The organism is Streptomyces sp. NPDC016845 (assembly GCF_044332585.1).
Taxonomy (GTDB): domain Bacteria; phylum Actinomycetota; class Actinomycetes; order Streptomycetales; family Streptomycetaceae; genus Streptomyces.
The window spans coordinates 127775-154270 of record NZ_JBIRPI010000011.1 but is presented as its reverse complement, the minus strand read 5'-3'; the positions used below and the strand labels follow the sequence as shown (position 1 = coordinate 154270).

The 26496-nt window shown below is 72.4% G+C and carries 25 protein-coding genes and 1 pseudogene; 16 read left to right on the top strand and 10 right to left on the bottom strand.

From position 1 onward, the window contains the following. Nucleotide 1: 1 nt before the first annotated feature. Nucleotides 2-1015 carry an ROK family protein gene (locus ACH4RC_RS25470; protein ID WP_398205172.1) on the bottom strand — a complete coding sequence of 338 codons (1014 nt, stop codon included), beginning with the start codon at nt 1013-1015 and terminating at the stop codon, nt 2-4. After that, nucleotides 989-1912, bottom strand: a pseudogene (locus ACH4RC_RS25465) (ROK family protein); the annotation flags it as partial. The gene ACH4RC_RS25470 and the pseudogene ACH4RC_RS25465, both read right to left, overlap by 27 nt. Before the next feature lie 178 nt (nt 1913-2090). Between ACH4RC_RS25465 and ACH4RC_RS25460 the strand changes: the two are divergent. The 5 genes from ACH4RC_RS25460 to ACH4RC_RS25440 all read left to right on the top strand — a co-directional run bounded on the left by ACH4RC_RS25460 (nt 2091) and on the right by ACH4RC_RS25440 (nt 7771). Next, nucleotides 2091-3407, top strand: coding sequence for an ABC transporter substrate-binding protein (locus tag ACH4RC_RS25460; RefSeq protein ID WP_398205029.1), 1317 nt, complete (start codon nt 2091-2093; stop codon nt 3405-3407). Between the two features lie 14 nt (nt 3408-3421). Next, nucleotides 3422-4432 (top strand): carbohydrate ABC transporter permease, encoded by a 1011-nt coding sequence (locus ACH4RC_RS25455; protein ID WP_398205027.1) that lies wholly within the window; start codon nt 3422-3424, stop codon nt 4430-4432. Beyond that, nucleotides 4425-5309 (top strand): carbohydrate ABC transporter permease, encoded by an 885-nt coding sequence (locus ACH4RC_RS25450; RefSeq protein WP_398205012.1) that lies wholly within the window; start codon nt 4425-4427, stop codon nt 5307-5309. Before ACH4RC_RS25455 ends, ACH4RC_RS25450 begins: the two co-directional genes overlap by 8 nt. Before the next feature lie 31 nt (nt 5310-5340). After that, the gene (locus tag ACH4RC_RS25445; protein WP_398205009.1) at nt 5341-6705 is read left to right on the top strand and encodes a GH1 family beta-glucosidase; all 1365 of its coding nucleotides are present in this window, start codon (nt 5341-5343) and stop codon (nt 6703-6705) included. Nucleotides 6706-6778: 73 nt separating this feature from the next. Next, the gene (locus ACH4RC_RS25440) at nt 6779-7771 is read left to right on the top strand and encodes an SDR family oxidoreductase (RefSeq protein WP_398205007.1); all 993 of its coding nucleotides are present in this window, start codon (nt 6779-6781) and stop codon (nt 7769-7771) included. Nucleotides 7772-7789: 18 nt separating this feature from the next. Here ACH4RC_RS25440 and ACH4RC_RS25435 read toward each other — a convergent pair whose 3' ends face one another. Beyond that, entirely contained in the window at nt 7790-8038 is a 249-nt protein-coding gene (locus tag ACH4RC_RS25435) for a hypothetical protein (protein WP_398205006.1), read from the bottom strand. Between ACH4RC_RS25435 and ACH4RC_RS25430 the strand changes: the two genes are divergently transcribed. The 6 genes from ACH4RC_RS25430 (at nt 8037) to ACH4RC_RS25405 (ending at nt 13846) form a co-directional block, all read left to right on the top strand. Then, nucleotides 8037-8363: a hypothetical protein gene (locus tag ACH4RC_RS25430; protein WP_398205004.1), complete on the top strand. Its 327-nt coding sequence runs from the start codon at nt 8037-8039 to the stop codon at nt 8361-8363. The two genes, ACH4RC_RS25435 and ACH4RC_RS25430, sit on opposite strands and share 2 nt — an antisense overlap. A 41-nt stretch (nt 8364-8404) precedes the next feature. Further along, entirely contained in the window at nt 8405-9952 is a 1548-nt protein-coding gene (locus ACH4RC_RS25425; RefSeq protein ID WP_398205001.1) for a hypothetical protein, read from the top strand. Between the two features lie 417 nt (nt 9953-10369). Continuing rightward, on the top strand, nt 10370-10765 hold the full coding sequence (locus tag ACH4RC_RS25420) for a nitroreductase/quinone reductase family protein (protein WP_398204998.1): 396 nt from the start codon (nt 10370-10372) through the stop codon (nt 10763-10765). Between the two features lie 76 nt (nt 10766-10841). After that, complete coding sequence (locus ACH4RC_RS25415; protein ID WP_398204996.1) at nt 10842-11465, top strand: TetR family transcriptional regulator; 624 nt, start codon at nt 10842-10844, stop codon at nt 11463-11465. Next, on the top strand, nt 11449-13131 hold the full coding sequence (locus ACH4RC_RS25410) for an acyl-CoA dehydrogenase family protein (protein WP_398204994.1): 1683 nt from the start codon (nt 11449-11451) through the stop codon (nt 13129-13131). Before ACH4RC_RS25415 ends, ACH4RC_RS25410 begins: the two co-directional genes overlap by 17 nt. A 7-nt stretch (nt 13132-13138) precedes the next feature. After that, entirely contained in the window at nt 13139-13846 is a 708-nt protein-coding gene (locus ACH4RC_RS25405) for a ribonuclease H (protein WP_398204991.1), read from the top strand. Nucleotides 13847-13920: 74 nt separating this feature from the next. Here the strand turns inward: ACH4RC_RS25405 and ACH4RC_RS25400 are convergent, their stop codons facing one another. Continuing rightward, nucleotides 13921-14769 (bottom strand): family 16 glycosylhydrolase, encoded by an 849-nt coding sequence (locus ACH4RC_RS25400; protein WP_398204989.1) that lies wholly within the window; start codon nt 14767-14769, stop codon nt 13921-13923. 196 nt (nt 14770-14965) lie between these two features. On the opposite strand from ACH4RC_RS25400, the gene ACH4RC_RS25395 reads away from it, so the two are divergent. Next, nucleotides 14966-15922 carry a D-2-hydroxyacid dehydrogenase family protein gene (locus ACH4RC_RS25395; RefSeq protein WP_398204987.1) on the top strand — a complete coding sequence of 319 codons (957 nt, stop codon included), beginning with the start codon at nt 14966-14968 and terminating at the stop codon, nt 15920-15922. Between the two features lies 1 nt (nt 15923). On the opposite strand, the gene ACH4RC_RS25390 is transcribed toward ACH4RC_RS25395, so the two are convergent. Continuing rightward, nucleotides 15924-16391, bottom strand: coding sequence for a cupin domain-containing protein (locus ACH4RC_RS25390; RefSeq protein WP_398204984.1), 468 nt, complete (start codon nt 16389-16391; stop codon nt 15924-15926). Nucleotides 16392-16569: 178 nt separating this feature from the next. Here ACH4RC_RS25390 and ACH4RC_RS25385 point away from each other — a divergent pair, with 178 nt between their 5' ends. Further along, nucleotides 16570-17355 carry an SAM-dependent methyltransferase gene (locus tag ACH4RC_RS25385; RefSeq protein ID WP_398204981.1) on the top strand — a complete coding sequence of 262 codons (786 nt, stop codon included), beginning with the start codon at nt 16570-16572 and terminating at the stop codon, nt 17353-17355. 159 nt (nt 17356-17514) lie between these two features. Then, nucleotides 17515-19149, top strand: a complete 1635-nt coding sequence (locus ACH4RC_RS25380) for a GMC oxidoreductase (protein WP_398204978.1) — start codon at nt 17515-17517, stop codon at nt 19147-19149. A 30-nt stretch (nt 19150-19179) separates the two neighbouring features. Here ACH4RC_RS25380 and ACH4RC_RS25375 read toward each other — a convergent pair whose 3' ends face one another. Genes ACH4RC_RS25375 through ACH4RC_RS25365 form a run of 3 tightly spaced genes read right to left on the bottom strand, consistent with a single transcriptional unit; the run spans nt 19180 to nt 21685 of the window. Then, a complete protein-coding gene (locus ACH4RC_RS25375; RefSeq protein ID WP_398204975.1) occupies nt 19180-19659 on the bottom strand; it encodes a carboxymuconolactone decarboxylase family protein in 480 nt (159 codons plus the stop codon). 10 nt (nt 19660-19669) lie between these two features. After that, complete coding sequence (locus tag ACH4RC_RS25370) at nt 19670-20752, bottom strand: dihydrodipicolinate reductase (protein ID WP_398204972.1); 1083 nt, start codon at nt 20750-20752, stop codon at nt 19670-19672. A 39-nt stretch (nt 20753-20791) separates the two neighbouring features. Continuing rightward, complete coding sequence (locus ACH4RC_RS25365) at nt 20792-21685, bottom strand: fructosamine kinase family protein (protein WP_398204969.1); 894 nt, start codon at nt 21683-21685, stop codon at nt 20792-20794. A gap of 88 nt (nt 21686-21773) precedes the next feature. On the opposite strand from ACH4RC_RS25365, the gene ACH4RC_RS25360 reads away from it, so the two are divergent. Beyond that, nucleotides 21774-22493 (top strand): type 1 glutamine amidotransferase, encoded by a 720-nt coding sequence (locus tag ACH4RC_RS25360; protein ID WP_398204967.1) that lies wholly within the window; start codon nt 21774-21776, stop codon nt 22491-22493. Between the two features lie 445 nt (nt 22494-22938). On the opposite strand, the gene ACH4RC_RS25355 is transcribed toward ACH4RC_RS25360, so the two are convergent. After that, on the bottom strand, nt 22939-24186 hold the full coding sequence (locus tag ACH4RC_RS25355; RefSeq protein WP_398204965.1) for a benzoate/H(+) symporter BenE family transporter: 1248 nt from the start codon (nt 24184-24186) through the stop codon (nt 22939-22941). Nucleotides 24187-24305: 119 nt separating this feature from the next. On the opposite strand from ACH4RC_RS25355, the gene ACH4RC_RS25350 reads away from it, so the two are divergent. After that, nucleotides 24306-24860 carry a helix-turn-helix domain-containing protein gene (locus tag ACH4RC_RS25350; RefSeq protein ID WP_398204962.1) on the top strand — a complete coding sequence of 185 codons (555 nt, stop codon included), beginning with the start codon at nt 24306-24308 and terminating at the stop codon, nt 24858-24860. Here ACH4RC_RS25350 and ACH4RC_RS25345 read toward each other — a convergent pair. After that, nucleotides 24857-26401 carry a substrate-binding domain-containing protein gene (locus tag ACH4RC_RS25345; RefSeq protein ID WP_398204960.1) on the bottom strand — a complete coding sequence of 515 codons (1545 nt, stop codon included), beginning with the start codon at nt 26399-26401 and terminating at the stop codon, nt 24857-24859. The genes ACH4RC_RS25350 and ACH4RC_RS25345 overlap by 4 nt on opposite strands. Nucleotides 26402-26496: the final 95 nt, after the last annotated feature.

Genomic DNA, 26496 nt, shown 5'->3' with positions numbered 1-26496 from the left:
GTTACTGCGCGACCTCCTGACTTTCCGCCGGGACCCGGCCCCGGACCCCCCTGCGCGCCACCAACGCCCGCCGCCAGCCCGGCAGTTCCTGCGCGGGGGCCGGTTCCGCCCGGCGCCCGCCCCGCGCGAAGAACCCGGCCAGGGGCAGCGTGGCCGCGCCGACCGTCACCGCGTCCGGGCCGAGCCGTCCCAGCTCGACGCCGACGCGGCCGACCGGGTAGTGCAGGGCGTACGTGCCGATGTGGCGGCGTACCGAGTCCAGGAAGCGGGGGCCGAGACGCAGGCCCGCCCAGCCACCGATCAGGATGCGTTCGGGCTGGAAGAGATTGATCAGGTCGGAGAGGCCCGCACCCAGGTACTCGGCGGTCTCCTCCAGAACGGAGAGCGCGAGGGCCCGCTCCAGGGGGGAAGTGCCTTCGGGGCGGAGGCGCCCGTCGGGGCCGCACTGCCCGTCGGGACTGCCCGGAGCCGGGCGCCCGTCGGGGCCGCCGGGGGCGGGACGCTCGCCGGAGCCGGCTGGGTCGGGGCGACCACCGGAGCCGCCGGAGGCGGGGCGCCCGTCGCGATGGCCGCGATCAGGACGCGCATCGGAGCCGCCAGGGTCGGGACGCTCGCCGGGGCCGCCGAGGCCGGGGCGCGCGTCGGGGGCGCCGCGATCAGGACGCTCGCCCGAGCCGTCGAGGCCGGGGCGCCCGTCGGGATGGCCGAGCTCAGGACGCGCATCGGGGCCGCCGCGGTTGGGACGCTCGCCGGAGCCGCCGAGGCCGGGGCGCCTGTCGGGATGGCCGCGATCAGGACGCGCGTCGGAGCCGCCGGGGTTGGGACGCTCGCCGGAGCCGTCGAGGCCGGGGCGCGCGTCGGGACCGTCCGGGGCAGGACGCCCGTCGAGGCCGTCGAGGCCGGGGCGCTCGCCGCGACCGCTGAAGCCGGGGCGCTCGCCGCGACCGTCGAGGCCGGGGCGCTCATCGAAGTCGCCGGGCCCGGAACGCTCGCCCCCGTACGCCGTCTCCAGCAACTCCGTGAGCGCCGCCTCCTCCCCGCCGTCCCCGCTCGGGGCGCCGCCCGCCTCCCGCCACCGTTCGACCAGTGCCTGCGCCCCCGCGTACGCCTCGAGGCAGCCGAGCGCACCGCACCGGCAGCGCCGCCCCCGTACCCGTACGGTCAGATGCCCCCACTCGACGGCCCGGCCCTCCGCCCCCTCCTCGGCGACGACGCACGCGCCGACGCCCGAGCCGAAGAGGACGACGACCGCGCTGCCCGCGCCGCGACCGGCGCCGAACCACATCTCCGCCTGGCCGAGCGTCTTGGCACCGTTGTCGATGAAGTACGGCACCTCGGGCGGGAGTTGGGAGCTCTCGCGGAGCAACTGCTCCAGCGGGACCTCCGGCCAGCCGATCGTCTGGCCGTGCACGACCGCCCCGCGCTCCGGTTCGCGCGCCACGATGCCGGGGACCCCGACGCCCACGCCGAGCAGCCGCCCCGGGTCCGCGTCCGCCGCGGCCAGGACCTCGGCGATGCCGTCGCGGATGTGGCCCACGACGAGGTCGACGTCGTAGCGGTCGCGCTCCGCCAACGGGAGCTCCACGCGCGCGAGTTCGGTCAGGACCAGGTCGAACAACTCGACGCGGACCAGGTTCTCGCCGACGTCCACGCCGATCAAGAGGCCGCAGTCCGGCGCGATCCGCAGCAACGTACGCGGTCGGCCGCCGTCGGACTCGACGCTGCCCGCCTCCTCGACCAAGCCCTCGGCGGCCAGTTCGGCCACCACATTGCTGACGGAACCTGAACTCAGCCCGGTCGCCGGGCCCAGCTCGTACCGGCTCAGCGGGCCATCGAAATACAACTGTTGCAAAAGGGCCGCGCGATTCTCGCGCCGCAGGTCGTGCACTGTCCGCCCGTTCCGCCCGGCCATGTTCTCCCTCTCCCTGCGCCCTCTGGACGCCGACAACCCCCGCCTCGCGCAAGATACCCGTGTCCGATCTCTTGACGCCCTCTTCTTGTGCGGCTTAACTCACAGCCTAAATTAAGCCCTGACGGCGTTCACTACTTGAAGCAGTCGGGGTTCCTCCGGATAAGGGACACCTGGAGCCATGAGCAGAATCCGAGCCGCAGCCGTCGGCGCTGCCACCCTCTCGCTCGCCCTCGCCGCGACCGCCTGCGGAGGCGGCTCGTCCTCGGGCGGCGGGTCCAACGACTCCCCGAAGACCCTGACGTACTGGGCGTCGAACCAGGGCGCGAGCATCTCGGTCGACAAGAAGGTCCTCCAGCCCGAGCTCGAGAAGTTCGAGAAGCAGACCGGGATCAAGGTCAAGCTCGAAGTCATCCCCTGGTCGGACCTGCTCAACCGGATCCTCACCGCGACCACCTCAGGACAGGGACCCGACGTCCTCAACATAGGCAACACCTGGAGCGCCTCGCTCCAGGCCAGCGGCGCGCTGCTGCCCTGGGACGCGAAGAACTTCGAGAAGATCGGCGGCAAGGACCGGTTCGTCGAGTCCGCGCTCGGCTCGGCCGGCGCGGAGGGCAAGGACCCGGCCGCGATCCCGCTGTACTCGATGTCGTACGCGCTCTACTACAACAAGAAGATGTTCAAGGACGCGGGCATAGCGAAGCCCCCGACGACCTGGGACGAGGTCGTCGCCGCGGGGAAGAAGATCTCCAAGGACGGCAAGTGGGGCCTCGCCGCCGAGGGCTCCAACCTCTCCAACAACATCCACCAGGTCTTCGTCCTCGCCAAGCAGCACGGCGCCGACTGGTTCACCGCCGACGGCAAGCCCGACTTCACCTCCGACGGCGCCGTCACGGCCGTCAAGCAGTACGTCGACCTGATGGCCAAGGACAAGATCATCGCGCCCGGCAACGCCGAGTACGCGCAGAACCAGTCCCTGAGCGACTTCTCCAAGAACAAGACCGCGATGGTGCTGTGGCAGGCCGCCGCCTCCACCTTCAAGTCGCAGGGCATGAAGGACAGCGACTACGGCGTCGTGCCCGCCCCCGTCCAGTCCGGCGCACCCGGCCAGGGCCAGGCGACCAACTCCATGGTCGCCGGAATCAACATCGCCGTCTTCAAGAACACCAAGAACCTCGACGGCGCCGCGAAGTTCGTGAAGTTCATGACCAGCACCGAGGAGTCCACGCTCCTGAACAAGACCTACGGCTCCATCCCGCCGGTCAAGGACGCCCAGACCGACCCGGCGTTCAACGCGCAGGCCACCGCCGTCCTCAAGGACACCCTCGCCAAGAGCGCCGCCCCCCTGCCGCAGGTCGCCGACGAGTCGCAGTTCGAGACCGCCGTCGGCACCGCCGTGAAGGAGCTCTTCGCGGACGCCGCCGCGGGCAAGCCGGTCACCACGGAGTCCGTGAAGGCCGCGCTGACCAAGGCCCAGCAGTCGATGCCGACGAAGTGAGTGCGGAGACCCACATGACCACGACCGCCACCACCCCCGCCACCGAGGCGGGGGAGGGGCGGGCCCCCGGCAAGAACTCCCCCGGGGCGGCGCGCGGCAAGAGCCGCCGCCCCGGGCGGATCCGCCGGATCGGCCTGCCGTACCTGCTCCTCCTGCCGGCCCTGGCCCTGGAACTCCTCGTACATCTGATCCCGATGGTCATCGGGATCGTGATGAGCTTCCGTGAGCTCACCCAGTTCTACATCCGCGACTGGGGCACCGCCCCCTGGTCGGGCCTCGACAACTTCAAGGTGGCCGTCGACTTCGACGCCCCGGTCGGCCAGGCCCTGCTCCACTCCTTCTTCGTCACCTGCCTGTTCACGGTCCTCTCCGTCGGCCTGTGCTGGGCCATCGGCACGGCCGCCGCGATCTACATGCAGGAGACGTTCAAGGGCCGCGGCATCCTGCGCGCCCTGTTCCTCATCCCGTACGCGCTGCCCGTCTACGCCGCCGTCATCACCTGGGTCTTCATGTTCCAGCACGACAACGGCCTGGTGAACCACGTCCTGCACGACCAGCTCGGCGTCACCGACAAGCCCTCGTTCTGGCTCATCGGCGACAACAGCTTCTACGCGCTGCTCACCGTCTCCGTCTGGAAGGGCTGGCCGTTCGCCTTCCTCATCGTGATGGCCGGCCTGCAGAACATCCCCAAGGAGATGTACGAGGCCGCCAACCTCGACGGCGCGGGCCTGTGGCAGCAGCTGCGCCGCATCACCCTGCCCTCGCTCCGCCCCGTCAACCAGGTCCTCGTCCTCGTCCTGTTCCTGTGGACGTTCAACGACTTCAACACGCCGTACGTGATGTTCGGCAAGGCGGCGCCCGAAGCGGCGGACCTCATCTCCGTCCACATCTACCAGTCGTCGTTCGTCACCTGGAACTTCGGCACAGGCTCCGCCATGTCCGTCCTGCTCCTGCTGTTCCTGCTCGTCGTGACCGGCATCTACCTGGTGCTCACCTCGCGGGGAAGGAAGACCGCCGATGTCTGACACCCAGCTCGCCGCCCCCGCGCGGCACCGGTCGCCGATGGCGGCGCCCCGGTCCTTCGTGTGGTCCCGCCGGATCTTCCTGACGCTCCTCGCGTCCTTCGTGCTGCTCCCCGTGTTCGTCATGGTGTCCAGCTCGCTCAAGCCGCTCCAGGACGTCCAGGGCGAGTTCCACTGGATACCGAGTGGCCTGACCATCCGCCCCTACATCGACATCTGGTCGACGGTCCCGCTCGCCAAGTACTTCATGAACTCGGTGATCGTGGCGGGCGCGGCGACGGTCTGCTCGGTCATCATCGCCGTCTTCGCCGCCTACGCGGTCAGCCGCTACCGCTTCCGCGGCAAGCGCGTCTTCACGGTGACCGTCCTGTCGACGCAGATGCTGCCCGGCATCCTCTTCCTGTTGCCGCTGTTCCTCATCTACGTCAACGTCGGCAACGCCACCGGGATCGCCCTGTTCGGCTCGCGCGGCGGACTGATCCTCACCTATATGACGTTCACGCTGCCGTTCTCGATCTGGATGCTGATCGGGTACTTCGAGTCGGTGCCGCGCGACCTCGACGAGGCCGCCCTCGTCGACGGCTGCGGTCCGCTCGGCGCGCTGTTCCGCATCATCGTGCCCGCCGCCATCCCGGGCATCGTCGCGGTCGCCGTCTACTCCTTCATGACGGCCTGGGGCGAGGTGCTCTTCGCCTCCGTCATGACCAACGAGACGACCCGCACCCTCTCGGTGGGCCTCGGCGCCTACGCCAACCTCAACGACGTGTACTGGAACCAGATCATGGCCGCGTCCCTGGTGGTCAGCGTGCCCGTCGTCGCCGGATTCCTGCTCCTCCAGCGCTTTCTCGTCACCGGTCTGACCGCCGGCGCCGTCAAGTGAGCGCGCCTTCGTGACCTCTGAAAGGAACCTTGTGTCCGACCCCCTTGACCTCGCCGCCTTCCCGCACGACTTCCTGTGGGGCACGGCCACGTCCGCGTACCAGATCGAGGGCGCCGTCGCCGAGGACGGCCGCTCGCCCTCCATCTGGGACACCTTCTCGCACACCCCCGGCAAGGTCGACAACGACGACCACGGCGACATCGCCTGCGACCACTACCACCGCTGGCGCGACGACATCGGCCTCATGCGCCAACTCGGCACCAACGCCTACCGGTTGTCGGTCGCCTGGCCGCGTGTGATGCCCGGCGGCGACGGCGCCGTCAACGCCAAGGGCCTCGACTTCTACGACGAGATCATCGACGCGCTCCTCGCCGAGGGCATCACCCCCTCCGTCACCCTCTACCACTGGGACCTGCCGCAGGTGCTCCAGGACCGCGGCGGCTGGCCCGCCCGCGAGACCGCCGAGCACTTCGCCGCCTACGCGGCCGTCGTCGCCGAGCGCCTCGGCGACCGCGTCAAGCACTGGACGCCGCTCAACGAACCCCTGTGCTCCGCGTGGATCGGCCACCTCGAAGGCCGCATGGCGCCCGGCTGGACCGACCTGACCGCCGCCGTCCAGGCCTCCTACCACCTCCTCCTCGGCCACGGCCTCGCCACGCAGGCGATCCGCGCGGCCGTGCCCGGCGCCGAGGTCGGCATCGTCAACAACCTCGCCTACCTCGAACCCGCCACCGACCGCCCCGAGGACATCGCCGCGACCCGCCGCATGGACGGCCACTCCAACCGCTGGTGGCTCGACCCGGTGCACGGCCGCGGCTTCCCCGCCGACATGCTCGAGGTCTACGGGGTCGAGCTCCCGGAGAAGGCGGGCGACCTGGCGACCATCGCCGAGCCCCTCGACTGGCTGGGCCTGAACTACTACTTCCCGTCCGCCATCGCCGACCACCCGGCGGGCCCCGCCCCGTACGCGGACGCGGTGCGCCGCCTCGGCGTCCCGCGCACCGGCATGGACTGGGAGGTCGACGCGAAGGGCATCGAGTCGCTGCTGCTCCGCCTCACCCACGAGTACGGCGCCCGCAAGCTGTACATCACCGAGAACGGCTCCGCGTACCCGGACGTCGTCCGCCCCGACGGCACGGTCGACGACCCGGAGCGCGAGGAGTACCTCGTCAACCACATCGCGGCCTGCGCCCGCGCGGTCCGCAAGGGCGCCCCGCTCGCCGGGTACTTCGCCTGGTCGCTGCTGGACAACTTCGAGTGGGCGTACGGCTACGACAAGCGGTTCGGCCTCGTGCATGTCGACTACGCGACGCAGAAGCGCACCATCAAGGGGAGTGGCCACCGGTACGCGGACATCGTGCGCCGCCACGGGGCGCGGGCGCGCCGCGCGGCCTGACGGTCTCTCCCCTCGCTGTCCGCCTTTCCGCTCTTCCCGGAAAGGCGGACAGAAGGTGTCGGGATTGCGGGGGATGCTCGATGAGCAGCCGCCGCACGACCCGAGACACACCAGGGGAGACCACGTGACACACACATCCGGGCAGCAGGACCGCCGGCGACCGCTCGGCGGCAGGGTCGCGCTCGTCGCCGGAGCCACCCGCGGCGCGGGCCGCGGAATCGCCGTGGAACTGGGCGCGGCCGGCGCCACCGTGTACGTCACCGGCCGCACGACGCGCGCCCGGCGCTCCGAGTACGACCGCGCCGAGACCATCGAGGACACCGCCGAGCTCGTCAGGGCGGCGGGCGGGCGCGGCATCGCCGTCCCCGCCGACCACCTGGAGCACGACCAGGTCCGCGCCCTCGTCGAGCGGATCGACAGCGAACAGGGCCGTCTCGACATCCTCGTCAACGACATCTGGGGCGGGGAACACCTCTTCGCCTGGTCCGAGCCGATCTGGGAGCACGACCTCGACAACGGCCTCAGGCTGCACCGCCTCGCCGTCGAGACGCACGCGATCACCAGCCACTTCGCGCTGCCGCTCCTGCTGCGCCACCCGGGCGGCCTCGTCGTGGAGATGACGGACGGCACCGCCGAATACAACGCCGCGAACTACCGCAACTCCTTCTTCTACGACCTGGCGAAGAGCGCCGTGCTGCGGATGGCGTTCTCACTCGGCCACGAACTCGGCCCGCGCGGCGCCACCGCCGTGGCCCTCACCCCGGGCTGGATGCGCTCGGAGATCATGCTCGACGCGTTCGGCGTCACCGAGGAGACCTGGCGCGACGCCCTCGAGGACCAGCCGCACTTCGCCATCTCCGAGACACCGCGCTACGTCGGCCGCGCGGTCGCCGCACTCGCCGCCGACCCGGACGCGGCCCGCTTCAACGGCACCTCGCTCTCCAGCGGCGGCCTCGCCCAGGTCTACGGCTTCACCGACCTCGACGGCAGCAGGCCCGACGCCTGGCGCTACATCGTCGAGGTCCAGGACGCGGGGAAGCCCGCCGACACGACCGGCTACCGGTGAGCGCAGACCCGTAGCGCGTCAGATCCCGTCGTCGGGGCTGCCGGTCAGGGCGGGCCAGACCGCGCTGCCACCGCCGCGCCACTCGATGAAGCCGGGGTCGTCGAGGCGCGCGTCCGCGAGCCCGGCGCGGCGCAGCAGCTCCACGACGTCCGCGCGCGAGGTCGCGAGCCCGGCGTCCTCGCCGTGGATGGCGACGCGCCGCCCGCCGGGCTGCGCCGCGTGCACGACGACCGTGGGGTACCCGTCCAGTCCGTCCGCTCTGTCCATGCCTCTCAGCTTCGTGGTCCGGCGGGCGGTTCGCACGTTCGGAGGGCAGGCGACAGCCGCTCGCCCTCGTCCGCGGCGGCCCGCACAAAGGACCTTCGCCACGTCCCGCGGGGCGGACAGCATCGGCCAGTGCCCGGTCGCCGGCTCGAAGTACCCGACGGTCGGCCGCGCGAGGACGGCGGACCGGGGACCGCCCGACGCCGCCAGCGAGGCGATCGTCGCGATCCCCGGGCCGCCGCCGAGCGTGCGGAAGATCCCGGGCGCCGCGCGCGACTGGCTGTGCGCCGCGCTGCGCGCCGACCCCGCGGCGGCCGCGGCCGGATGAGCGGGGCGCGGCCCGCGACCGACAGCGGTTACGGTGCTGGTGTGATCAACGCGCAAGGCACCCACGAGGAACACCCCACCGAGCCGGGGACGGCGCTGCTGCTCGCGGCCGCCCCCGCGGGCAAGGGATGCCTCATCGACGCGGCCGCCGTGCTGCCCGCGCTCGCGGCGGTCCCGCCGAGCGCCCTGACCGGCACGGCGGCGGCCACCGTCGTCGAACTCGCCGACCCGCTCGACCCGCAGGCCGTCCTCACCCGCATCCGCACGGCCGCCGCGCTGCCGGGCCCGCTCCACCTCTACATCACCGGGCAGCTCCACCTCGACCACCGCCAGCGCCTGCTCCACTTCGCGCTGGCCCGCACCACCCCGTCCACCCTGCGCTACACCGCTCTGCCCTGGCACTGGCTCACCGGCGAACTCGCCCTGCGCCGCCCGCACACCACGAGCGTCGTCGTCGACCTGGTCACCGACGCGGCCGCCTGGGACCACGTCCGCACCGGCGGCCTCGGCCTCGGCCACGGAGTACGCCTGTACGGCCGCGTCGCCCCGCCCCCGCCCCGCCGCACCGTCGCCACCCCCGACTACCTCAAGTCCTACGCCGACATCTGGCGCACCGGCGAACGCCCCGCGCGCTCCCGCCTCCACGAAGCGGTCGCCCTGCACGCGGGCCCACCGAACGCCCTGTTCCTCTCCCAGGACACGCGACACCCGGCACCGACGGGGGGACCGGGTGCGGCGCAGGGGGGATCTGGTCCGACGCCCGGGGCAGCCACAGCAGCCACCCGTCCGGCACCGCCGGCGCCCGGCGCGGCGATGCCGACGGCGCCCGCCGTGCCGCCGACGAGCCCGGCGACCTCCGGCCGGGCGGCGTCCGCGCGGCCGAGCACCGCGGCGCCGGTGACGCCCGGCCCGGCGGCCCCGGTGCGACCCGGCTCGGTTCTGCCGACCCAGCCCGCACAGGCCGTACCCGCGTCCGCCGCCCCCGTCCGGCCCGGGCGGGCCCCGCTCGCCCATGACGGACCCGGGCCGACCGTTCCCGCCCGGCCCGCGCAGACCCCACCCAAGCACGGCGCACCCGCGCACGGCGCACCCGCGCCGTCCGCCCCCGCCCGGCCCGATGCGGCGCACCCCGTGTCCGCCCCGGCCCCCGGACCCCGCCCGGCCGCCGGAGGCGACCCGCATGGTGTGTTGCTCGCCGCCGCTCGGGCCGGTCGGCACAGTGAGGCCGCCGCGATCGCCGCGATGTGGGAGAGCGAGGCGCTGCGCGCGCACGGGGCCGGTTCGCCGGAGGCCATTCACTGGCTCGAGGTGCGGGCGGACCTGGCGCGGCTCGCCCAGGACCCGCCGCGCAGCTGCGAGTTGTGGACGGCGGTGGCGCAGGCCCGCCTCGCCCGCGGTGAGGCGCGGACCGACGAGGACGTGGAGGCGGCCGTGGACCGGGCCCACCACCAGTGGGAGCAGATCGCCGACCCGGCCCGCGCGAAGGACCGGGCGCCCGCGCTGTCCGCGCTGCGGCATCAGGTCCCGGGCCGCCGCCCCGGCGCGCTGGAGGCGATCCAGCGCCGCTTGGAGGCGCTCGGCCCGGCGTGAACCGTCCGGCGCCCTCGTGAGCGCAGATTCACGGCCCGTGACCCACCTCACGCCATGGAAAAGAAGGGCGGGGAACAACTCCGCCCCCTCTTCCGTTGAACCCACCGTGGACGCGGATGGAACAGTGTCCCCGGGCCTCATCCATAGCCCGCAGGGAAGATCGTTCGGCTGAAGCCCTGCGGAGCCCCCCGCCGAGAGGCGACCGCCATCCGTGTCCACCTCGAAGCCGCCCCGGCCGTGGTCCCCCGCCATGGCCGGGGCTTCTCGTCGCCCCCGCCGCTACCTCGCGGACTTCGCGAGCAGCGCGACCGCGGCGTCGAACGCCGTGGAGAACGACGATCGCCGACCGCGCCCGCCCGCACCATCGGGACACCCGGACGATCCGTACGGGGGACAACCCCCGCTACAGTGCGGCCCATGTCGCGCGCCCAGGAGACCAGACACCGCATCGTCACGACATTTCAGCGCCGGGTCGCCAACCCCGTGTCGCTCCGGATGCCGGGGCAGGTGATCATCGAGACCACCGGCCGCACCTCGGGCCTGGCCCGGCGCACCCCGGTCGGCGGGCGCCGTGTCGGCGACTCGTTCTGGCTGGTGTCCGAGTTCGGGCTCGCCTCGCAGTACGTGCGCAACATCCAGGCCGACCCGAGGGTCCGGGTCCGCCTGCGCGGCCGCTGGCACCACGGCGTCGCGCACCTGCTCCCGGAGGACGACGCCCGCGCCCGCCTCAAAGCCCTTCCGCGCTACAACAGCGCCGCCGTCCGCGTCTTCGGCACCCAGCTCCTCACCGTCCGCGTCGACCTGACCGACTGAGCCTCGCCCGACAAGCACCGTCCTCGCTCGTGACGCGCCCCTTGTTGAAGCAATGAATCAGTGCTTCACTCCTTAGGTGCCCTACCGCCGAACCCCTGCCGTGCAGGCCCGCATCGACGCCCAGCGCGCCACCGTCCTCGACGCGGCCACCGCGCTGCTCGCCGAGCACGGGTACGCGGGCTGCTCCATGTCCGCCGTCGCCGCGCGCGCGGGCATCGCCACCGGCAGCGTGTACCGGCACTTCCCCAGCAAGGCCGAGCTGTCCGTCGAGCTGTTCCGGCGCGTCGTCACGCGCGAGGTGGCCGCCGTCAGGGAAGCGGCGGCCCGGCCCGCCGGCACCCCGGCCGAGCGGGTCGTCGCCGTCGTGGAGACGTTCGCGCGCCGCGCCCTGAAGTCACCGCGCCTGGCGTACGCGCTGCTCGCCGAGCCGGTCGACCCGGCGGTGGACGCCGAGCGCCTGGTCTTCCGGCGCGCGTTCCGCGACGTCTTCGCCGAGCACATCACCGACGGCGTGCGCACCGGTCAACTGCCGCCGCAGGACGCGCAGTTGACGGCCGCCGCATTGGTCGGCGCGGGCGCCGAGGCGCTCATCGGCCCGCTCTCCGACCCGGACCGGGGCCCCGACGCCGTCCCCGCCCTGCTCACCTTCACCCTGCGAGCCCTCGGAACCCTGGGAGCCGTCGATGCCGACCACGCCTGAAGCCGCACAGCGAACAACGCACCGGGCCACACACGAAGTCACCAACCAGGTACCGCCCCTGACCGGCCACGACGTCGCCGCCGACCCCGCCCTCCTGGAGGCGCTGCGCCGCGAGGGCGCCGCCTGGGCCGAGCCGGAGCTGCACGACCTCGGCACCCTCGCCGGTTCCGGGCAGGCCCAGGAGTGGGGCAGGCTCGCCGAGCGCCACCACCCCGAGCTGCACACCCACGACCGGTACGGCCATCGCGTCGACGAGGTCGAGTTCCACCCGTACTGGCACCAGCTGATGACCGTCGCCATGGAGCGCGGTCTGCACGCCGCGCCCTGGGCCGACGACCGCCCCGGCGCCCACGTCGCCCGCGCGGCCAAGGTCTATGTGTGGGGGCAGGCGGACCCCGGCCACCTCTGCCCGGTCTCCATGACGTACGCGGCCGTCCCCGCCCTGCGCACCTCCCCCGAACTCGCCGCCGTCTACGAGCCGTTGCTCACCTCCGGCGTCTACGACTTCGGGCTGCGCGAGCCCACCGGCAAACGCGGCATCATCGCCGGGATGTCGATGACGGAGAAGCAGGGCGGCTCCGACGTCCGCGCGGGCACCACGCGCGCCGTGCCGACGGGGGAGCCGGGACAGTACGCGCTGACCGGCCACAAGTGGTTCACGTCCGCCCCCATGTCCGATGTCTTCCTCACGCTCGCCCAGGCGCCGGGCGGCCTCTCCTGCTTCCTGGTGCCGCGCGTCCTGCCCGACGGGACCCTCAACGCGATCCGCCTCCAGCGCCTCAAGGACAAGCTCGGCAACCGCTCCAACGCCTCCTCCGAGATCGAGTACGAGGGCGCCCTCGCCACCCTCGTCGGCGAGGAGGGCCGGGGCGTGGCCACCATCATCAGGATGGTCAACATGACCCGGCTCGACTGCGCGGTCAGCTCCGCGTCCGGCATGCGTCAGGGCCTCGTCCAGGCCGTGCACCACGCCACGCACCGCAGCGCCTTCGGGGCCCGCCTCGTCGAGCAGCCGCTGATGGCCAACGTCCTCGCCGACCTGGCCGTCGAGGCGGAGGCCGCCACCGTCGCCGCGATGCGTCTCGCGGGCGCCGTCGACCGCTCCGCGCGCGGCGACGGCCGCGAGGACCACCTGCGCCGCCTCGCCCTCGCCGTCACCAAGTACTGGGTGTGCAAGCGGGCCCCCGCGCACGCCGCCGAGGCCCTCGAATGCCTCGGCGGCAACGGCTACGTCGAGGACTCCGGCATGCCCCGTCTGTACCGGGAGGCGCCGCTGCCCTCGATCTGGGAGGGCTCGGGCAATGTCGCCGCGCTAGACGTGCTGCGCGCCATGGCCCGGCAGCCCGCGACCGTCGAGGCGTACTTCGCCGAGGTGGACCTGGCGGCGGGCGCCGACCGGCGGCTCGACGAGGCCGTGGCCCGGCTCCGCAAGGACTTGGCCGCGCTCGGCGGCGACCCCGACGCGCTCCACTTCCGCGCCCGCCGCCTCGTGGAGACGCTCGCCCTCGTCTTCCAGGGCTCCCTCCTCGTACGGCACGGGGCGCCGGCCGTCGCGGACGCGTTCTGCGCCTCACGGCTCGACCGGGACTGGGGTGTGGCCTTCGGCACCCTGCCGTTCGGCGTGGACACGTCAGCAATCCTCGATCGGGCGCGGACCCTGGCATGATCGAGGCATGGCAGAACGTGTGATCGCCGCGTGTGACGGCGCGTCGAAAGGAAACCCCGGACCCGCGGGATGGGCATGGGTCGTCGCGGACGGTGACGAGCGGCCCGTCCAGTGGGAGGCCGGCGCGCTGGGCACGGCGACCAACAATGTCGCCGAACTCACCGCTCTCGAACGGCTGTTGACCACCGTCGGCCGCGAGGTCGAGCTCGAGGTCCGGATGGACTCGCAGTACGCGATGAAGGCGGTCACGACGTGGCTGCCGGGCTGGAAGCGCAAGGGCTGGAAGACGGCGTCCGGCAAGCCCGTCGCCAACCAGGAGCTGGTCGCCCGGATCGACGCGCTGCTCGAGGGCCGCAAGGTCGAGTTCAAGTACGTGCCCGCGCACCAGGTCGACGGCGACCCGCTCAACGACTTCGCCGACCGCGCCGCCAGCCAGGCCGCGGTCCAGCAGGAGGACGCGGGCAGCGCCCTCGGCTCGCCCGTGCCGCCGCCCTCGGCGCCGTCGACGAAGAAGACGGCGGGCAAGGCGTCCGGCGGCTCGACCCGGGCCGCCACCGCCAAGAAGCGCACGGCAGGGTCTTCGAGCGGTTCGGTGCGCACGCTCAAGGCCAAGTTCCCCGGCCGCTGCCGCTGCGGACGCGCGTACACCGCGGGCGAGGAGATCGCCAAGAACCCCGACGGCTGGGGCCACCCGGAGTGCCGCGCGTCGGCCTGAGACGCGCCGCGGCCCCGCTCGATCACGCACGTTCGAAGGTGGTCGGGCGGGGCCTTTCGGCTATCGGGGTCCGGTCAGCCGGAGACCCGCACGTAGTCCACGATCAGCTGCTGCGGGAACTGCGTGCTGCCGTCCGGGTCGCCGGGCCAGTCGCCGCCGACCGCCAGGTTGAGGATGACGAAGAACGGCTTCTCGAAGACCCACTGGTTGCCGCCGACGTCGGCGGGCGTGCGCGTCTGGTAGACCGTGCCGTCCACCGACCACTTGATGGAGTTGGGCGTCCAGTCGACGGCGAACGTGTGGAAGTCGTCCGCGAACGCCTGGCCGCCGGGGAGCGAGTAGCCCGCGCCGATGCCGCCCGAGCCGGAGTATCCGGGCCCGTGGATCGTGCCGTGCACGGTGTTCGGCTCGAAGCCGACGTTCTCCATGATGTCGATCTCGCCCGAGTTGGGCCAGCCGACCGAACCGATGTCGTCGCCGAGCATCCAGAACGCCGGCCAGATGCCCTGCCCGCGCGGAATCTTCATCCGCGCCTCGACGTGGCCGTGCACCGTCGTGAACTTGCCCGACGTGTTCAGCCGCGCCGAGGTGTACTGGCAGGAGCCGTACCAGCACTGGTAGTTGGACGGGTTCTCCTTGCGGGCGGTGATGACCAGGTGGCCCTGGCCGTCGAGCGCCGCGTTGCTGTTGCCCGACGTGTAGTACTGCCGCTCGTGGTTGCTGACGTTGTCGCCGGTCTCGGTCTGCCACTTCGAACCGTCGACCGCCGAGCCCGCGGCCCCGTCGAACTCGTCGGAGAAGGTGACCGCGGCGGCACCGCTGCCGGCGGTCTCGGCGGCCTGCGCCGACGGGAGCAGACCGGCACCCAGACACAGGAGCGCGGCGGCGGCCGAGGGGAGTTTGTGGCGCAGAGGTATGCGCATGGGGGATCACATCACTTCGGGTAGGGGGATCGCGCCTGTCTCGGGCGCGCCAGAAAGTGAAGACAAGGGGGTTGCGTGTGGAGCGGTGATTTCAAGAGTTGATTTAAGAGATGTGACGTTGACACGTCAAGGCATTCGTCCGTACCAAGTCGTACCAACTCCGTGAAGGCTGGGCCGCAGGGTGATACTGGTGCCCATGTTGCGTTGTGCCGTACTCGACGATTTCCAGGACGTCGCCCGAGGAAGCGCCGACTGGGCGCGCCTCGCGGACCGCGTCGATGTCCGCTTCCTGCACGACCACATCACCGGTCACGACGAGCTCGTCGCGGCGGTCGGTGACTGCGAGATCGTGGTCGTGATGCGGGAACGCACGCCGTTCCCGGCCGAGTTGCTGGCTCGGCTGCCCAAGCTGCGGCTGCTGATCACCTCGGGGCTTCGCAACGCCTCGATCGACCTGGCGGCCGCGGCCGCGCACGGAGTCACCGTCTGCGGTACGCCGAGCGGCTCGGCGCCGCCGGTCGAGCTGACCTGGGCCCTCATCCTCGGACTCGCCCGGTCCGTCGTCACCGAGAACGGCAACCTGCGCTCCGGCGGCCCCTGGCAGTCCACGCTCGGCGCCGACCTGCACGGGCGCCGCCTCGGCCTGCTCGGGCTCGGCAAGATCGGCACCCGGGTGGCCCGGATCGGCGCCGCGTTCGGCATGGACGTCGCCGCCTGGAGCCGGAACCTCACCGAGGAGCGCGCCGCAGAGGCCGGGGCCACGCTCACCGCGTCCAAGGAAGAACTACTCGCCACCAGCGACTTCGTCTCCGTGCACCTCGTACTCAGCGAGCGGACCCGGGGCCTCGTCGGCGCCGGGGAGCTGCGCGCGATGCGCCGCACCGCCTACCTGGTCAACACCTCACGCGCGGCGATCGTCGACCAGGAGGCGCTCGTACGGGCCCTGCGCGAGGGCTGGATCGCCGGCGCGGGCAGCGACGTCTTCGAGACCGAGCCGCTGCCCCTGGACGATCCGCTGCGCACCGCCCCGAACTTCCTCGGCCTGCCCCACCTCGGCTATGTCACCCGCCGCAACTACGACGGGTACTTCGAGGGCGCGGTCGAGGACATCGAGGCGTACCTCGCGGGCAGCCCGGTCCGCACCCTGGGCTGAATCAGCCGTGGCGTACGAATCCCCGCAACTCGTCGGCGAGGTGCGGGAGTTCGTCGAGCACGGTGCGCGGCGCGAACTCGTGGTCGGCGTAGTCGAACCCGGGCGTGACGACCTCCGCCACGAGGCCGTGCCGGGCACCGTCGACCAGACGCGACGCCTTCCACCAGTCGCCGGGCACGAGCAGGAAGCGCTCGGCGTCCGCGCCGAGGACGGTGCGGCCGAGCGCGCCCTCCGGGTCGACGGTGACGTACTCCAAGGGGCCGCCGTCGACGAGGAAGTGCAGGATGTCGCTGCGGTTGCGGTGCAGCAGACCGCTCGGCCGCGCCTCGTCGAGCAGGTAGTAGATGGACGTCGCCGAGGGGCGCGGCCCGTGCGCGGTCGCGACCTCTTGCGGGCCCGAATAGATGCGCCGGAAGTATCCCCCCTCACTGTGCGGTTCGAGGCCGAGTTCGTGTCGCCAGTCGCGCACGGCGGGTCCCTTCTGCGGGGGAGGGGGCTACGGTTCCGCGGGGACGGATCTACGGTCCGTCGTCGGCACCGTACCCGCGGTGACCCCCCAACGCCGGGATCGACCCGCGTAGTTGACATGGCAGACTGAGCCCAAGGTCATCCGCCTTGTCCCGCTCTCGCGACGATGGAGTCCGCCCATGACGGCACCCGCCCCCCGGCCGAAGATCGACACCAGCCAGGCGCACCCCGCACGGGTCTACGACTGGCTGCTCGGCGGCAAGGACAACTACCCCGTCGACGAGGCCGTCGGCTCGCAGCTGCCGCCCGAGGCGCGGGACGCGGCGCGGCAGAACCGCGAGTTCATGCACCGGGCGGCGGCCTGGCTCGCGTCGCAGGGGGCCGACCAGTTCCTGGACGTCGGCACGGGCATCCCGACCTCGCCGAACCTGCACCAGATCGTGCAGCGGGTCGTCCCCGCCGCGAAGGTCGTCTACACCGACAACGACCCCATCGTGCTGCGGCACGCGGAGGCCCTCCTCGTCTCCACCCCCGAGGGCGCGACCGACTACATCCAGGCCGATGTGCGCGACCCGAAGGCGATCCTGGAGCACGCCCGCACGATCCTCGACTTCGACCGCCCGATCGCGCTGTCGCTGATCGCGCTCATGCACTTCATCTCCGACGAGCAGAACCCGTACGACATCGTCTCCACGCTCGTCGACGCGCTGCCCTCCGGCAGCCATCTCGTCCTGTCGCACGCCTCGTCCGACATCTTCCCCGAGCTGTCGGACCAGGTGACCGCCGAGTACGCGAAGGGCGGCATCAAGCTCGGCTTCCGTACGCGTGACGGGGTGGCCCGGTTCCTGGAGGGCCTCGAGCCCGTGGAGCCCGGTCTGGTGACGGCGCCCGAGTGGTACCGCGAGGAGCCGGCGCCGCGGGCCGAGCCCAGCGGGATCTACGCGGTGGTGGCGCGCAAGCCCTGACCCGCGGGCACGGAGAGAGCGGCGTGGCGATGTGATCGCCACGCCGCTCTGTCGTTCCGTCGTGCGCGTCCACGGAACGTTACTTATCGGTATGCATCGACTTGTTTGGCGATCAACAGTAGAACTCGTTCCCATTCCGTCGAGAGTGAGGAACCCCCGATGACCGACTCAACCCGTCCTGAAGTGGCCCGTAACGGAATTTCGCGCCGCGGCTTTCTCGCTGGAACAGGTTCTGTTCTCGGCGCCGTGGCGCTGAGCGGGCACGCCGTCGCCGCGGAGCGCGGCGCGACCTCGGCCGTCGCGGACGGAGCCCGCATCCCCGCCCTCGTCATCGGCACCGGGTACGGCGGATCCGTCGCCGCGCTGCGGCTCGCCGAGGCGGGCGTCGATGTGCAGATGGTGGAGATGGGCATGGCCTGGGACACCCCGGGCCCGGACGGCAAGATCTTCGCCAACACGACGAGCCCCGACCACAGATCGTTCTGGCTGAGAACCCGGACGAAGCAGCCGCTGAGCAACTTCCTCGGCTTCCCCATCGACAAGGACGTCCCGAAGTACACCGGCATCCTCGACGCCGAGGACTTCGCGGGCATCACCGTCTACCAGGGGCGCGGCGTCGGCGGCGGCTCGCTGGTCAACGGCGGCATGGCCGTCACGCCGAAGCGGGAGAACTTCGGCGCCATCCTCCCGACCGTCGACGCGAACGAGATGTACGGCACGTACTACCCGCGCGCCAACGCCGGTCTGGGCGTCACCACCATCGACCCGGACTGGTTCGAGACCGCCGAGTGCTACCAGTACGCGCGCGTCGGCCGCAAGCACGCCCAGCGCTCGAACTTCCCCTTCGTCTTCGTGCCCGACGTGTACGACTGGGACTACATGAAGCGGGAGCAGGCGGGCACGGCGCCGAGGTCGGCGCTGGCGGGGGAGATCCTGTACGGCAACAACTACGGCAAGAAGTCCCTGCAGAAGACGTACCTCCCGCGCGCCAAGGCCACGGGGAGGGTCAGCATCTCCCCGCTGCACAAGGTCGTCTCGGTCGCCCCTGCCTCCGGCGGCGGCTACACCGTACGCATCGAGCAGCTCTCCACCACGGGCGCCACCACGGCCACCAAGGAGATCACCGCCGACCGGGTCTTCTTCGCGGCGGGCAGCGTCGGCACGAGCAAGCTCCTCACCAAGCTGAAGGCCACCGGCGCGCTGCCCGCGCTCAACGGGGAGATCGGCAAGGGCTGGGGCGACAACGGCAACGTGATGTGCGGCCGCGCCAACCACCTGTGGGACCCGACCGGGTCCCTCCAGTCGTCGATCCCGACCGCCGGCATCGACAACTGGGCGGCGGGCGGCGCGTTCGCCGAGGTCGCCCCGTTGCCGACCGGCATCGAGACGTACGCGTCGTTCTACCTGTCCATCACCAAGAACCCGAACCGGGCGCAGTTCACGTACAACCCGTCGAGCGGCGGCATCGACCTGAACTGGCAGACCGCGTGGAAGCAGCCCGGGATCAACGCGGCCAAGACCATCTTCGACAAGATCAACGCGAAGGAGGGCACGATCTACCGCACCGACCTCTTCGGCGTGTACAAGATCTGGGGCGACCACCTCACGTACCACCCGCTGGGCGGCGCGGTCCTCGGCAGGGCGACCGACAACTACGGGCGTCTGCACGGCTGTCCGGGCCTGTACGTCATCGACGGCGCGCTGATCCCGGGCAACACGAGCGTCAACCCGTTCGTGACGATCACGGCGCTCGCCGAGCGCAACATCGAGAAGATCATCGCGGCTGATCTGTGAGAACCCCGCCGTCCCCTGCCCGAGCCCGGTTCAGGGCTTGGGCAGGGCGCACACCGTGTCGAGGCCCAGTACGTGGTTGAGGCGGCCGAACGCCAGCCACGAGCCGATGGCCATGCTCAGCTCCACGATCTCCGCCTGGCTGTAGTGGGCGGTCATCCGCTCCCAGAACGCGTCGTCGAGCCCGTGGTGGTCGAGGGTGTACCGCTCCGCGTACTCGGCGGCGAGCCGGGTCCGCTCGTCGAACGCGGTGGTGTCCCGCCAGCCCTCCACCGCGTCGACGAAGGACGCCTCGACCTTCTCGCCGTCCCGCTCGGTGCGCCAGTCCAGGCAGAACAGACAGCCGTTGATCTGCGCGACGCGCAGCCGGGCCGCCTCGAACTCGCGCAGGCCGAGGGACGAGTGGTCGTAGACCGCCATCGAGAACCGGGCCGCCGCGGGCCCGATCCCGGGCACCATCTCGCCCCACACGTAGGGGATGGGCTCCTCGCCGTCCGGGATGTCGATCCTCATGGCTCGATCCTCATGGTTGCTTCCTCCCGAGTCGGCCGGTGGCGGGCAGTACGGGCACGTCGAGGGCGTCGTAGAGACCGGGCGGCTGTGCCACGAGCCAGTCGATCGCGCCGACGAGCCGTCCCACGGCGGTCGCGTTGCCGCCCGCCGCGTGGTTGCCGCCCTCGTCGGTGGCCTGCACGGTGACCTCGATCCGTGGGCGGCCCTCCACGACGACGCGGTGCGCGCCGGCCCCGCCGCCGGGCGGCAGCGGCCAGTCGGGCGCGCAGGAGGGGTGGATGCGGGTGACGTGCTCGACGACGATGCGGACCTCGCCGTCCACGATCCCCTGCACCTCGAAGCGGACGGCGCCCTGGGTGCCCGCCGCGAAGTCGCCCATGGCGGCGGTCGTCACGTCGGACTCCAGGCGGCGGCGCTCCAGCGTCTCGCGGATCTCGTCGAGCTCGACGCCGAGCGCGCGGGCCATGAGGCGCAGCTGTCCGCCCCAGACCATGGTGGGGACGGTCTCGGCGAGCATCAGCGGCTCGTACTCCATCGGGTGCCCCATGCCGACGAGATCGCGGACGGAGTCCTCCTGGTCGTACGCCGAGTAGTCGAAGATCTCCTGGCAGCGCAGCACGTCGACGCGGGTGCCGAGGCCGCTGACCAGGAGGGGCAGTACGTCGTTGGCCCAGCCGGGGTCGACGCCGGACACGAACAGGGAGCCGCCGCCCTCCTCGATCGCGGCGTGCACCGGGTCGGTGAAGTCCGGGGGCGCGCTCCGGTGGTCGTAGAGGGGGTAGAGGGCGGGGCTGACGACGACCGCGCCGGTGCGCAGGGCGCGGCAGATGTCGGCGAGGGCGTCGTCGGGGCGCAGGTCGCCGGAGGCGGCGTAGAAGACCGCACCCGGCCGGGGAGCGAGCACCGCGTCGACGTCGGTCGTCGCGGCGACACCGAGGGCGTGGTCGAGACCGGCCAGGTCGCCCGCGTCGCGGCCGTCCTTGGCGGGGTCGTGCACGAGCACGCCGGAGAGTTCGAGCCCGGGGTGGGCGTCGACGGCTCGGATCGCCGCGCGGCCCACGTTGCCGGTGCCCCAGACCACCGTGGAAGTCATGCGGCGGAGCTTAACCTGACGGGGCGTCAGTTCATAGGGTCAGCGCGTCAGTTGCCGCCGGGCCGCGGTCAGGGCCTGCTCGGCGTAACCGCGGCCGAAGAGCACCGTGTGCACGAGCAGCGGGAAGATCTGGTGCAGCGGGACGCGGTCCCGCCAGCCGTCCGCGAGCGGTGCCGCCTCCTGGTAGCCGTCGAGGATCCGGTCCAGGTGCGGTGCGCCGAACAGGTGCAGCATCGCCAGGTCGGTCTCGCGGTGGCCGCCGTGCGCGGCCGGGTCGATCAGCCATGCGGCGCCGTCCTGGCCCCACAGCACGTTTCCGTTCCACAGGTCGCCGTGGAGCCGGGCGGGCGGTTCGGCGGGGCCGGCCAGTTCGGGGAGCCGGTCGAGGGTCTTCTCGACGGTGTCGGACTCGGCGGGTGTGAGGCTGCCGCCGTCGACCGCGAGCCGTACGTACGGCAGTACGCGGTGCTCGGCGTACCAGCGTGGCCAGTCGTCGCCGGGGACGTTGCGCATCGGGGCGAGGCCGATGGCCGCGTCCTCCGGCCCGCCGGGGGGCGGGGCGCCGAAGGCGGGGGCGCCGGTGGCGTGCAGTGCGGCGAGGTCCCGTCCGAACCGGGCCGCGCTCCGGGCGGTCGCCCGTCCCTCGGCCACCCGGTCGGTCACCAGCCACTCGTCGTCGTCGGCGGCGTCAGCGTCGTCCTGCCTGTGCACCTCGGGTACGGCGACGGTCTTCGCGGCGGCGAGCCAGCGCAGCCCGGCGGCCTCGGCGCGGAGTGCGCCGGGGACGCCGTCGGTCTCGGCCCGCTTGATCACCACGACGCGTCCGTCATCGAGGGTGACCTCGCTGAGCTGGGCGGACCGGCGGCGCTCCTGGGCCGCGCGGCGGCCGGTGCGGCGTGCTGCGGCGGCTGACGCGTCTGAAGGGTGGGACATGCGTCTCAGCGTACGGGTGCGACGGTGTTGTTGACGGGGTGTGCGGGGCCCTGATCTGCTGCGCGGGGAGAAAGCAGGGGAGTGAGACATGCCGACGGTCCTGATGATTCAGCACACCCCGGGTGGCGGGCCCGGCCGGGTCGGTGCCTGGCTGCGCGAGGCGGGCCTCGACGTGCGGGTGCTGCGCCCGTACGAGGGTGAGGACCTGCCCGGCACGCTCGGCGGACGCCCGCTGGTGGTGCTCGGGGGCGGCTACCTGCCCGACGACGACGAGCGCGCCCCCTGGCTCCCCGCCACCCGCGCCCTGGTGCGGCAGGCGCTCGCCGGCGCCACCCCCTTCCTCGGCATCTGTCTCGGCGGCCAGATGCTCGCGCAGGTGGCGGGCGGCACCGTACGCCCTGAGCACGGCCGCCCCGAGTACGGCAGCATCCCGATCCGCCTCCGTCCGGAGGCCGCGGACGACCCGCTGCTGCACGCTCTGGGCGACACGGTCCCCGCGATCGAACGCCACGTCGACGCGATCACCCGTCTCCCGCCGGGAGCGGTCTGGCTGGCGTCCAGCGAGGCCTGCCCCCACCAGGCGTTCCGGGTCGGCGCGCGGGCCTGGGGCGCCCAGTTCCACCCGGAGGCGGAGGCGTCCCGCATCGCGACATGGGACCGCGACCGCCTCGCGGCGCGGGGTGTGGACCGGGATGCGCTGCGCGCGCGGGCGGAGGCGGACGAGGGGGCGATGGCGGCGGCGTGGGGGGAGTTCACGCGGCGGTTCGCGGGGGTGTGCATGGCCGGTGTGCCGGACGGGCGTGCCTGACGGGCGTGCCTGAGGGGAGGGGTCGCGGCCGGGTCGCGGTGGCGGGGCGCCGGGGGCAGGGGCTGAATTGCCGCCGACGGGTTGTCGGGCGCTCGGGCGCCGCCCGGACGACTGCCCGGGTTGCGGGGTCCGGGTCCTTTGTTCGTGTGGGTGTCTCCGCTGTGCTGATCGGTGTGGGGGCGCGGTATCGGGTGTCTCCTGGCCGAGGCTCAGCTTCTTGTTTGCGGGGGCGTCTTGGGCTGCGGGATCCGGGTCTCTTGTTCGCGTGGGTGTCTCCGCTGTGCTGATCGGTGTGGGGTCGCGGTATCGGGCTGTCTTCCGGCCGAGGTTCGGCTTCCTGTTTGCGCAGGCGCTCCGGGTGCGGGGCCTCGGAGCAGCGCTCGCGGCGTCTCCGACGAGTTGGCCGGTGCGGGGTCGCGGTGCAGGTCTCGCTCCCGGCCGAGCCTCAACCCCCCGTTCGCGCAGATGCCCCCGGCTGGGATGCGGCTGGGCTCCGCTTCGCCCGCTCTCGGCGGCTCAATGCCGCCACCGCGCTGGTGAGTACCCCCGCCAGCAGGCCCCAGAACGCCGAGCCGATGCCGAGCAGGGTCACGCCGGAGGCGGTGGCCAGGAAGGTGACCACCGCGGCCTCGCGGGCGGTCGGGTCGGAGAGGGCCGAGGCCAGGGATGCCTCGATGGTGGCGAGGAGGCCGATGCCCGCGACAGCCATGACCAGGGCGTGCGGCATCGCGACCAGCAGGGATGCCACGGTGGCGCCGAGCAGGCCCATGCAGAGGTAGAAGACGCCCGCCCAGACCGCGGCGAGGAAGCGGCGTTCGCGGTCCGGGTGGGCCTCCTCGCCCGTGCAGATCGCCGCGGTGATCGCCGCCAGGTTGATGCCGAACGCGCCGAACGGGGCGAGCACCGCCTGCACCGCCCCGGTCCACGTCAGCAGGGGCGAGACGGGAACCTCGTACCCGGAGGCGCGCAGTACCGCGACGCCCGGCAGGTTCTGGGAGGCCATCGTGACGACGAAGAGCGGTACGCCGACGCTGATCAGCACCTTCCAGTCGAACTCCGGTGCCGTGAACACCGGGTGCGCGAGGGAGAGCTGGACTCGTTCCAGGTGCCAGCCGCCCGTCAGGGCCGATGCCACGACGCCGCCGCCCAGGGCGAGCAGAACCGCGTACCGGGGGAGCAGCTTCCGCGCCGACAGGTAGAGCACGAACATCGGGAACGCGATGGCGAAGGCGCCGTCCATCTCCGCGAACAGCCCCGTGCCGAACTGCAGCAGCACCCCCGCGAGCAGCGCCGCCGCGAGCGGCACCGGGATGCGGTCCATGACGCGGGCGAACCACCCGGTGAGCCCGCTCACCAGGATCAGCACCGCGCTGAAGACGAACGCCCCGATCGCCTTCCCCATCGACACCCCGCTGAGCCCGGTGGCCAGGAGCGCCGCGCCGGGCGTCGACCACGCGGTCACCACGGGCGCCCGGAACCGCAGCGAGAGCCCGGCGCACGTCACGGCGAGACCGACGCCGAGCGCGAGCATCCACGACGAGATCTCCCGCGCGTCCGCCCCCGCGGCCCGCGCCGCCGTGAAGACGAGCGCCGCCGAACTGGTCACACCGACGGTGACGGCGATCAGCCCCGCCGCCACCGCCGAGGGCGGCGCGAGGGCGCGTACGCGGGTGAGGTGGGAAAGGAGGGACATGGGGCAGTCGCCTTCCGTGCATGCGCTCCGTGCGTTCCATAAATGGAACGTTCTGTATGTGGAACACTAGGGATGCGGATGTCGAACCGTCAACCAACACGGGACCGGAGGGGCGCGGGATGGGTCTCCACGACGAAGTGGGACGCAGGCTCAAGGCGCTGCGCCAGGAGCGCGGCCTCTCCCTGTCGGAGCTGGCCCGCCGCTCCGGCGTCGGCAAGGGCACCCTCTCCGAGCTGGAGAGCGGCCTGCGCAACCCGACCCTGGAGACGCTCTACGCACTGACCACCGCGCTCGGCAGCCCGCTCTCCGCCGTTCTGGACGATCCGCCGCCCGGCGTGCGCGAAGGCGCGGGCGGCGTCTCCGGAAGCGCCGTCACCGCCGTACTCCTGGAGCGGTACGAGGACGCCGACGCCGCCACCGACGTCTTCCGGATCACCATCGCCGACGGCGCCACCCAGGACTCGGCCGCACACGTCCCGCACACCACGGAGAGCCTGATGGTCCTCTCCGGCACCGCCGTCGTCGGCCTGCCCGACGCGCCGCAGACGGTCGGCCCGGGCGGTCAGGCCCACTGGCGTGCCGACGCCCCGCACCGCTACGCCGCACCCGACGGCGACGTCCACGGCATCCTCTTCGTGCGCTACCCGAACCATCCGAAGGACGAAAGGCCCTAGTCCGCCCCTCCGCACACCCGCAGCCCCACCGCCGTCCCGCACGGCAGATGGCCGTGCGTGGCGACCACGCCCTTGCCGGTCCCGTTGTCGATCGCGTAGGCGAGGAAGCTGGACGCCAGCGAGTCCGCGGGCGGGCGGCCGTAGGTGTACGCGTACTCGATCTCGCGGTACGGGTAGCCGCTGCCGGTGAGCCGGTCCGGGTCGGGCGTGCGTCCGTCGAGGGTGACGGGGTGCACTCCGCCCGGCGCGTCCGGCGGTGACGCGGCGCGCAGTTCGCTGTAGCCGAGGGCGCCCGGGGTGCGGGCCACGGTGGAGATGACCTGTTCCGTCGAGTCGAGCTCGCAGCGCAGGACGGGCGCGGCGCGGACCGTGCGCGTCACACAGTCGTCGGAGGAGGCGGGCGGTTCGTCGGCGCCCGCGAGGACCCGGGCGGACAGCGCGCTGCGGGTGCCGGACCCGGAGGTGCGGCTGACCAGGACGACGGGCAGGTCGGGCCCGTCGAGCATGCTCCAGTTGCGGATCTCGCCCCGGTAGAGGCGGCGCACGTCGGCGACGGACAGGTTCGTCAGCCGTACGTCGTCGTGGACGAGCAGCGTGAACAGGGACACGGCGACGCGGTTCTCGCTCAGCCGCCGGTAGCTCGCCGGGCGCGGCCCGTCCGAGAACGCGACGACGGTCGCCCCGTCGTCGTCGGTTTCGCCGTCGGACAGGGCGAGTTCGCGTACCCCGGTGCGGCTGCCGTGCGCGACCACCGTGATGTCGGGGCGGTCGTCGCAGTGCTCCCGGTACTTCGTCGCCAGCTCGCTCATGACCGGAGCGAACGCCGTCGACCCCGTGAGCCGCAGCGACCCGGTCTCGCAGTCGTCCGGCAGTGGTGGCGGCACGAGCAGCGGCAGCGTGGCCGCCGCGATCAGCGCGAGGCCGAGCATGACCGTCGTCCAGCGGGCCTGCCTGCTGAAGACCGGCGGTTTCTCGTCCGGGGTGAGGCTGTGGTTCTCGTGGAGCGTGCCGTCCTTGAGGTCCCCGGTGACGGTGACCGGATCGCCCTCCTGGCCGCCCGTGAGCAGCACCAGGATCTTGTAGTGCGCGCCCGGCTTCAGCGGTACGCGCGGAACGCGCAGGGTGCTCGGCCCGGCGACGAGCAGCCCCGGCTGGTTCTCGAAGTAGCCCATCAGGTTGGTGTGTTCCTCGGGCAGCGTGACGTCCTGCGCCTCGATGCGCCGCCCCGGGAACTCGGCGGTCAGCCCGTACTGCGTCGAGGGGTCGATGTAGTCCGACTCCTCGATGTGGCGCGAGCCGTCGTTCTCGACGCGCAGGAGCACGAGCGTCGCGTCCCGCATCGCGGGCAGGTCGTTGAAGAGGCCGAGCCGCGGATCGGCCCCGCTGACCTGACCGTTGTGGCCTATCGCGATGTCCATCTGCTTGCGGAAGCCGATCCGCCTGCTGCGCCGCGCCCGCCGGTCGGCGACGAACGGCGTGAGGATCGAGACGGCACCGAGCAGCAGCCCCGCGGCGGTGAGGGAGATCTCGAGCCAGCTCATGAAGCGACGGTACGGACCCGCCCGGCGCGGCGGCGGGTCCTGCCGCCGGGCTTCGCCGGGTGTTCGTCAGGTGTTCAACCGGTCACGGCGGGAGC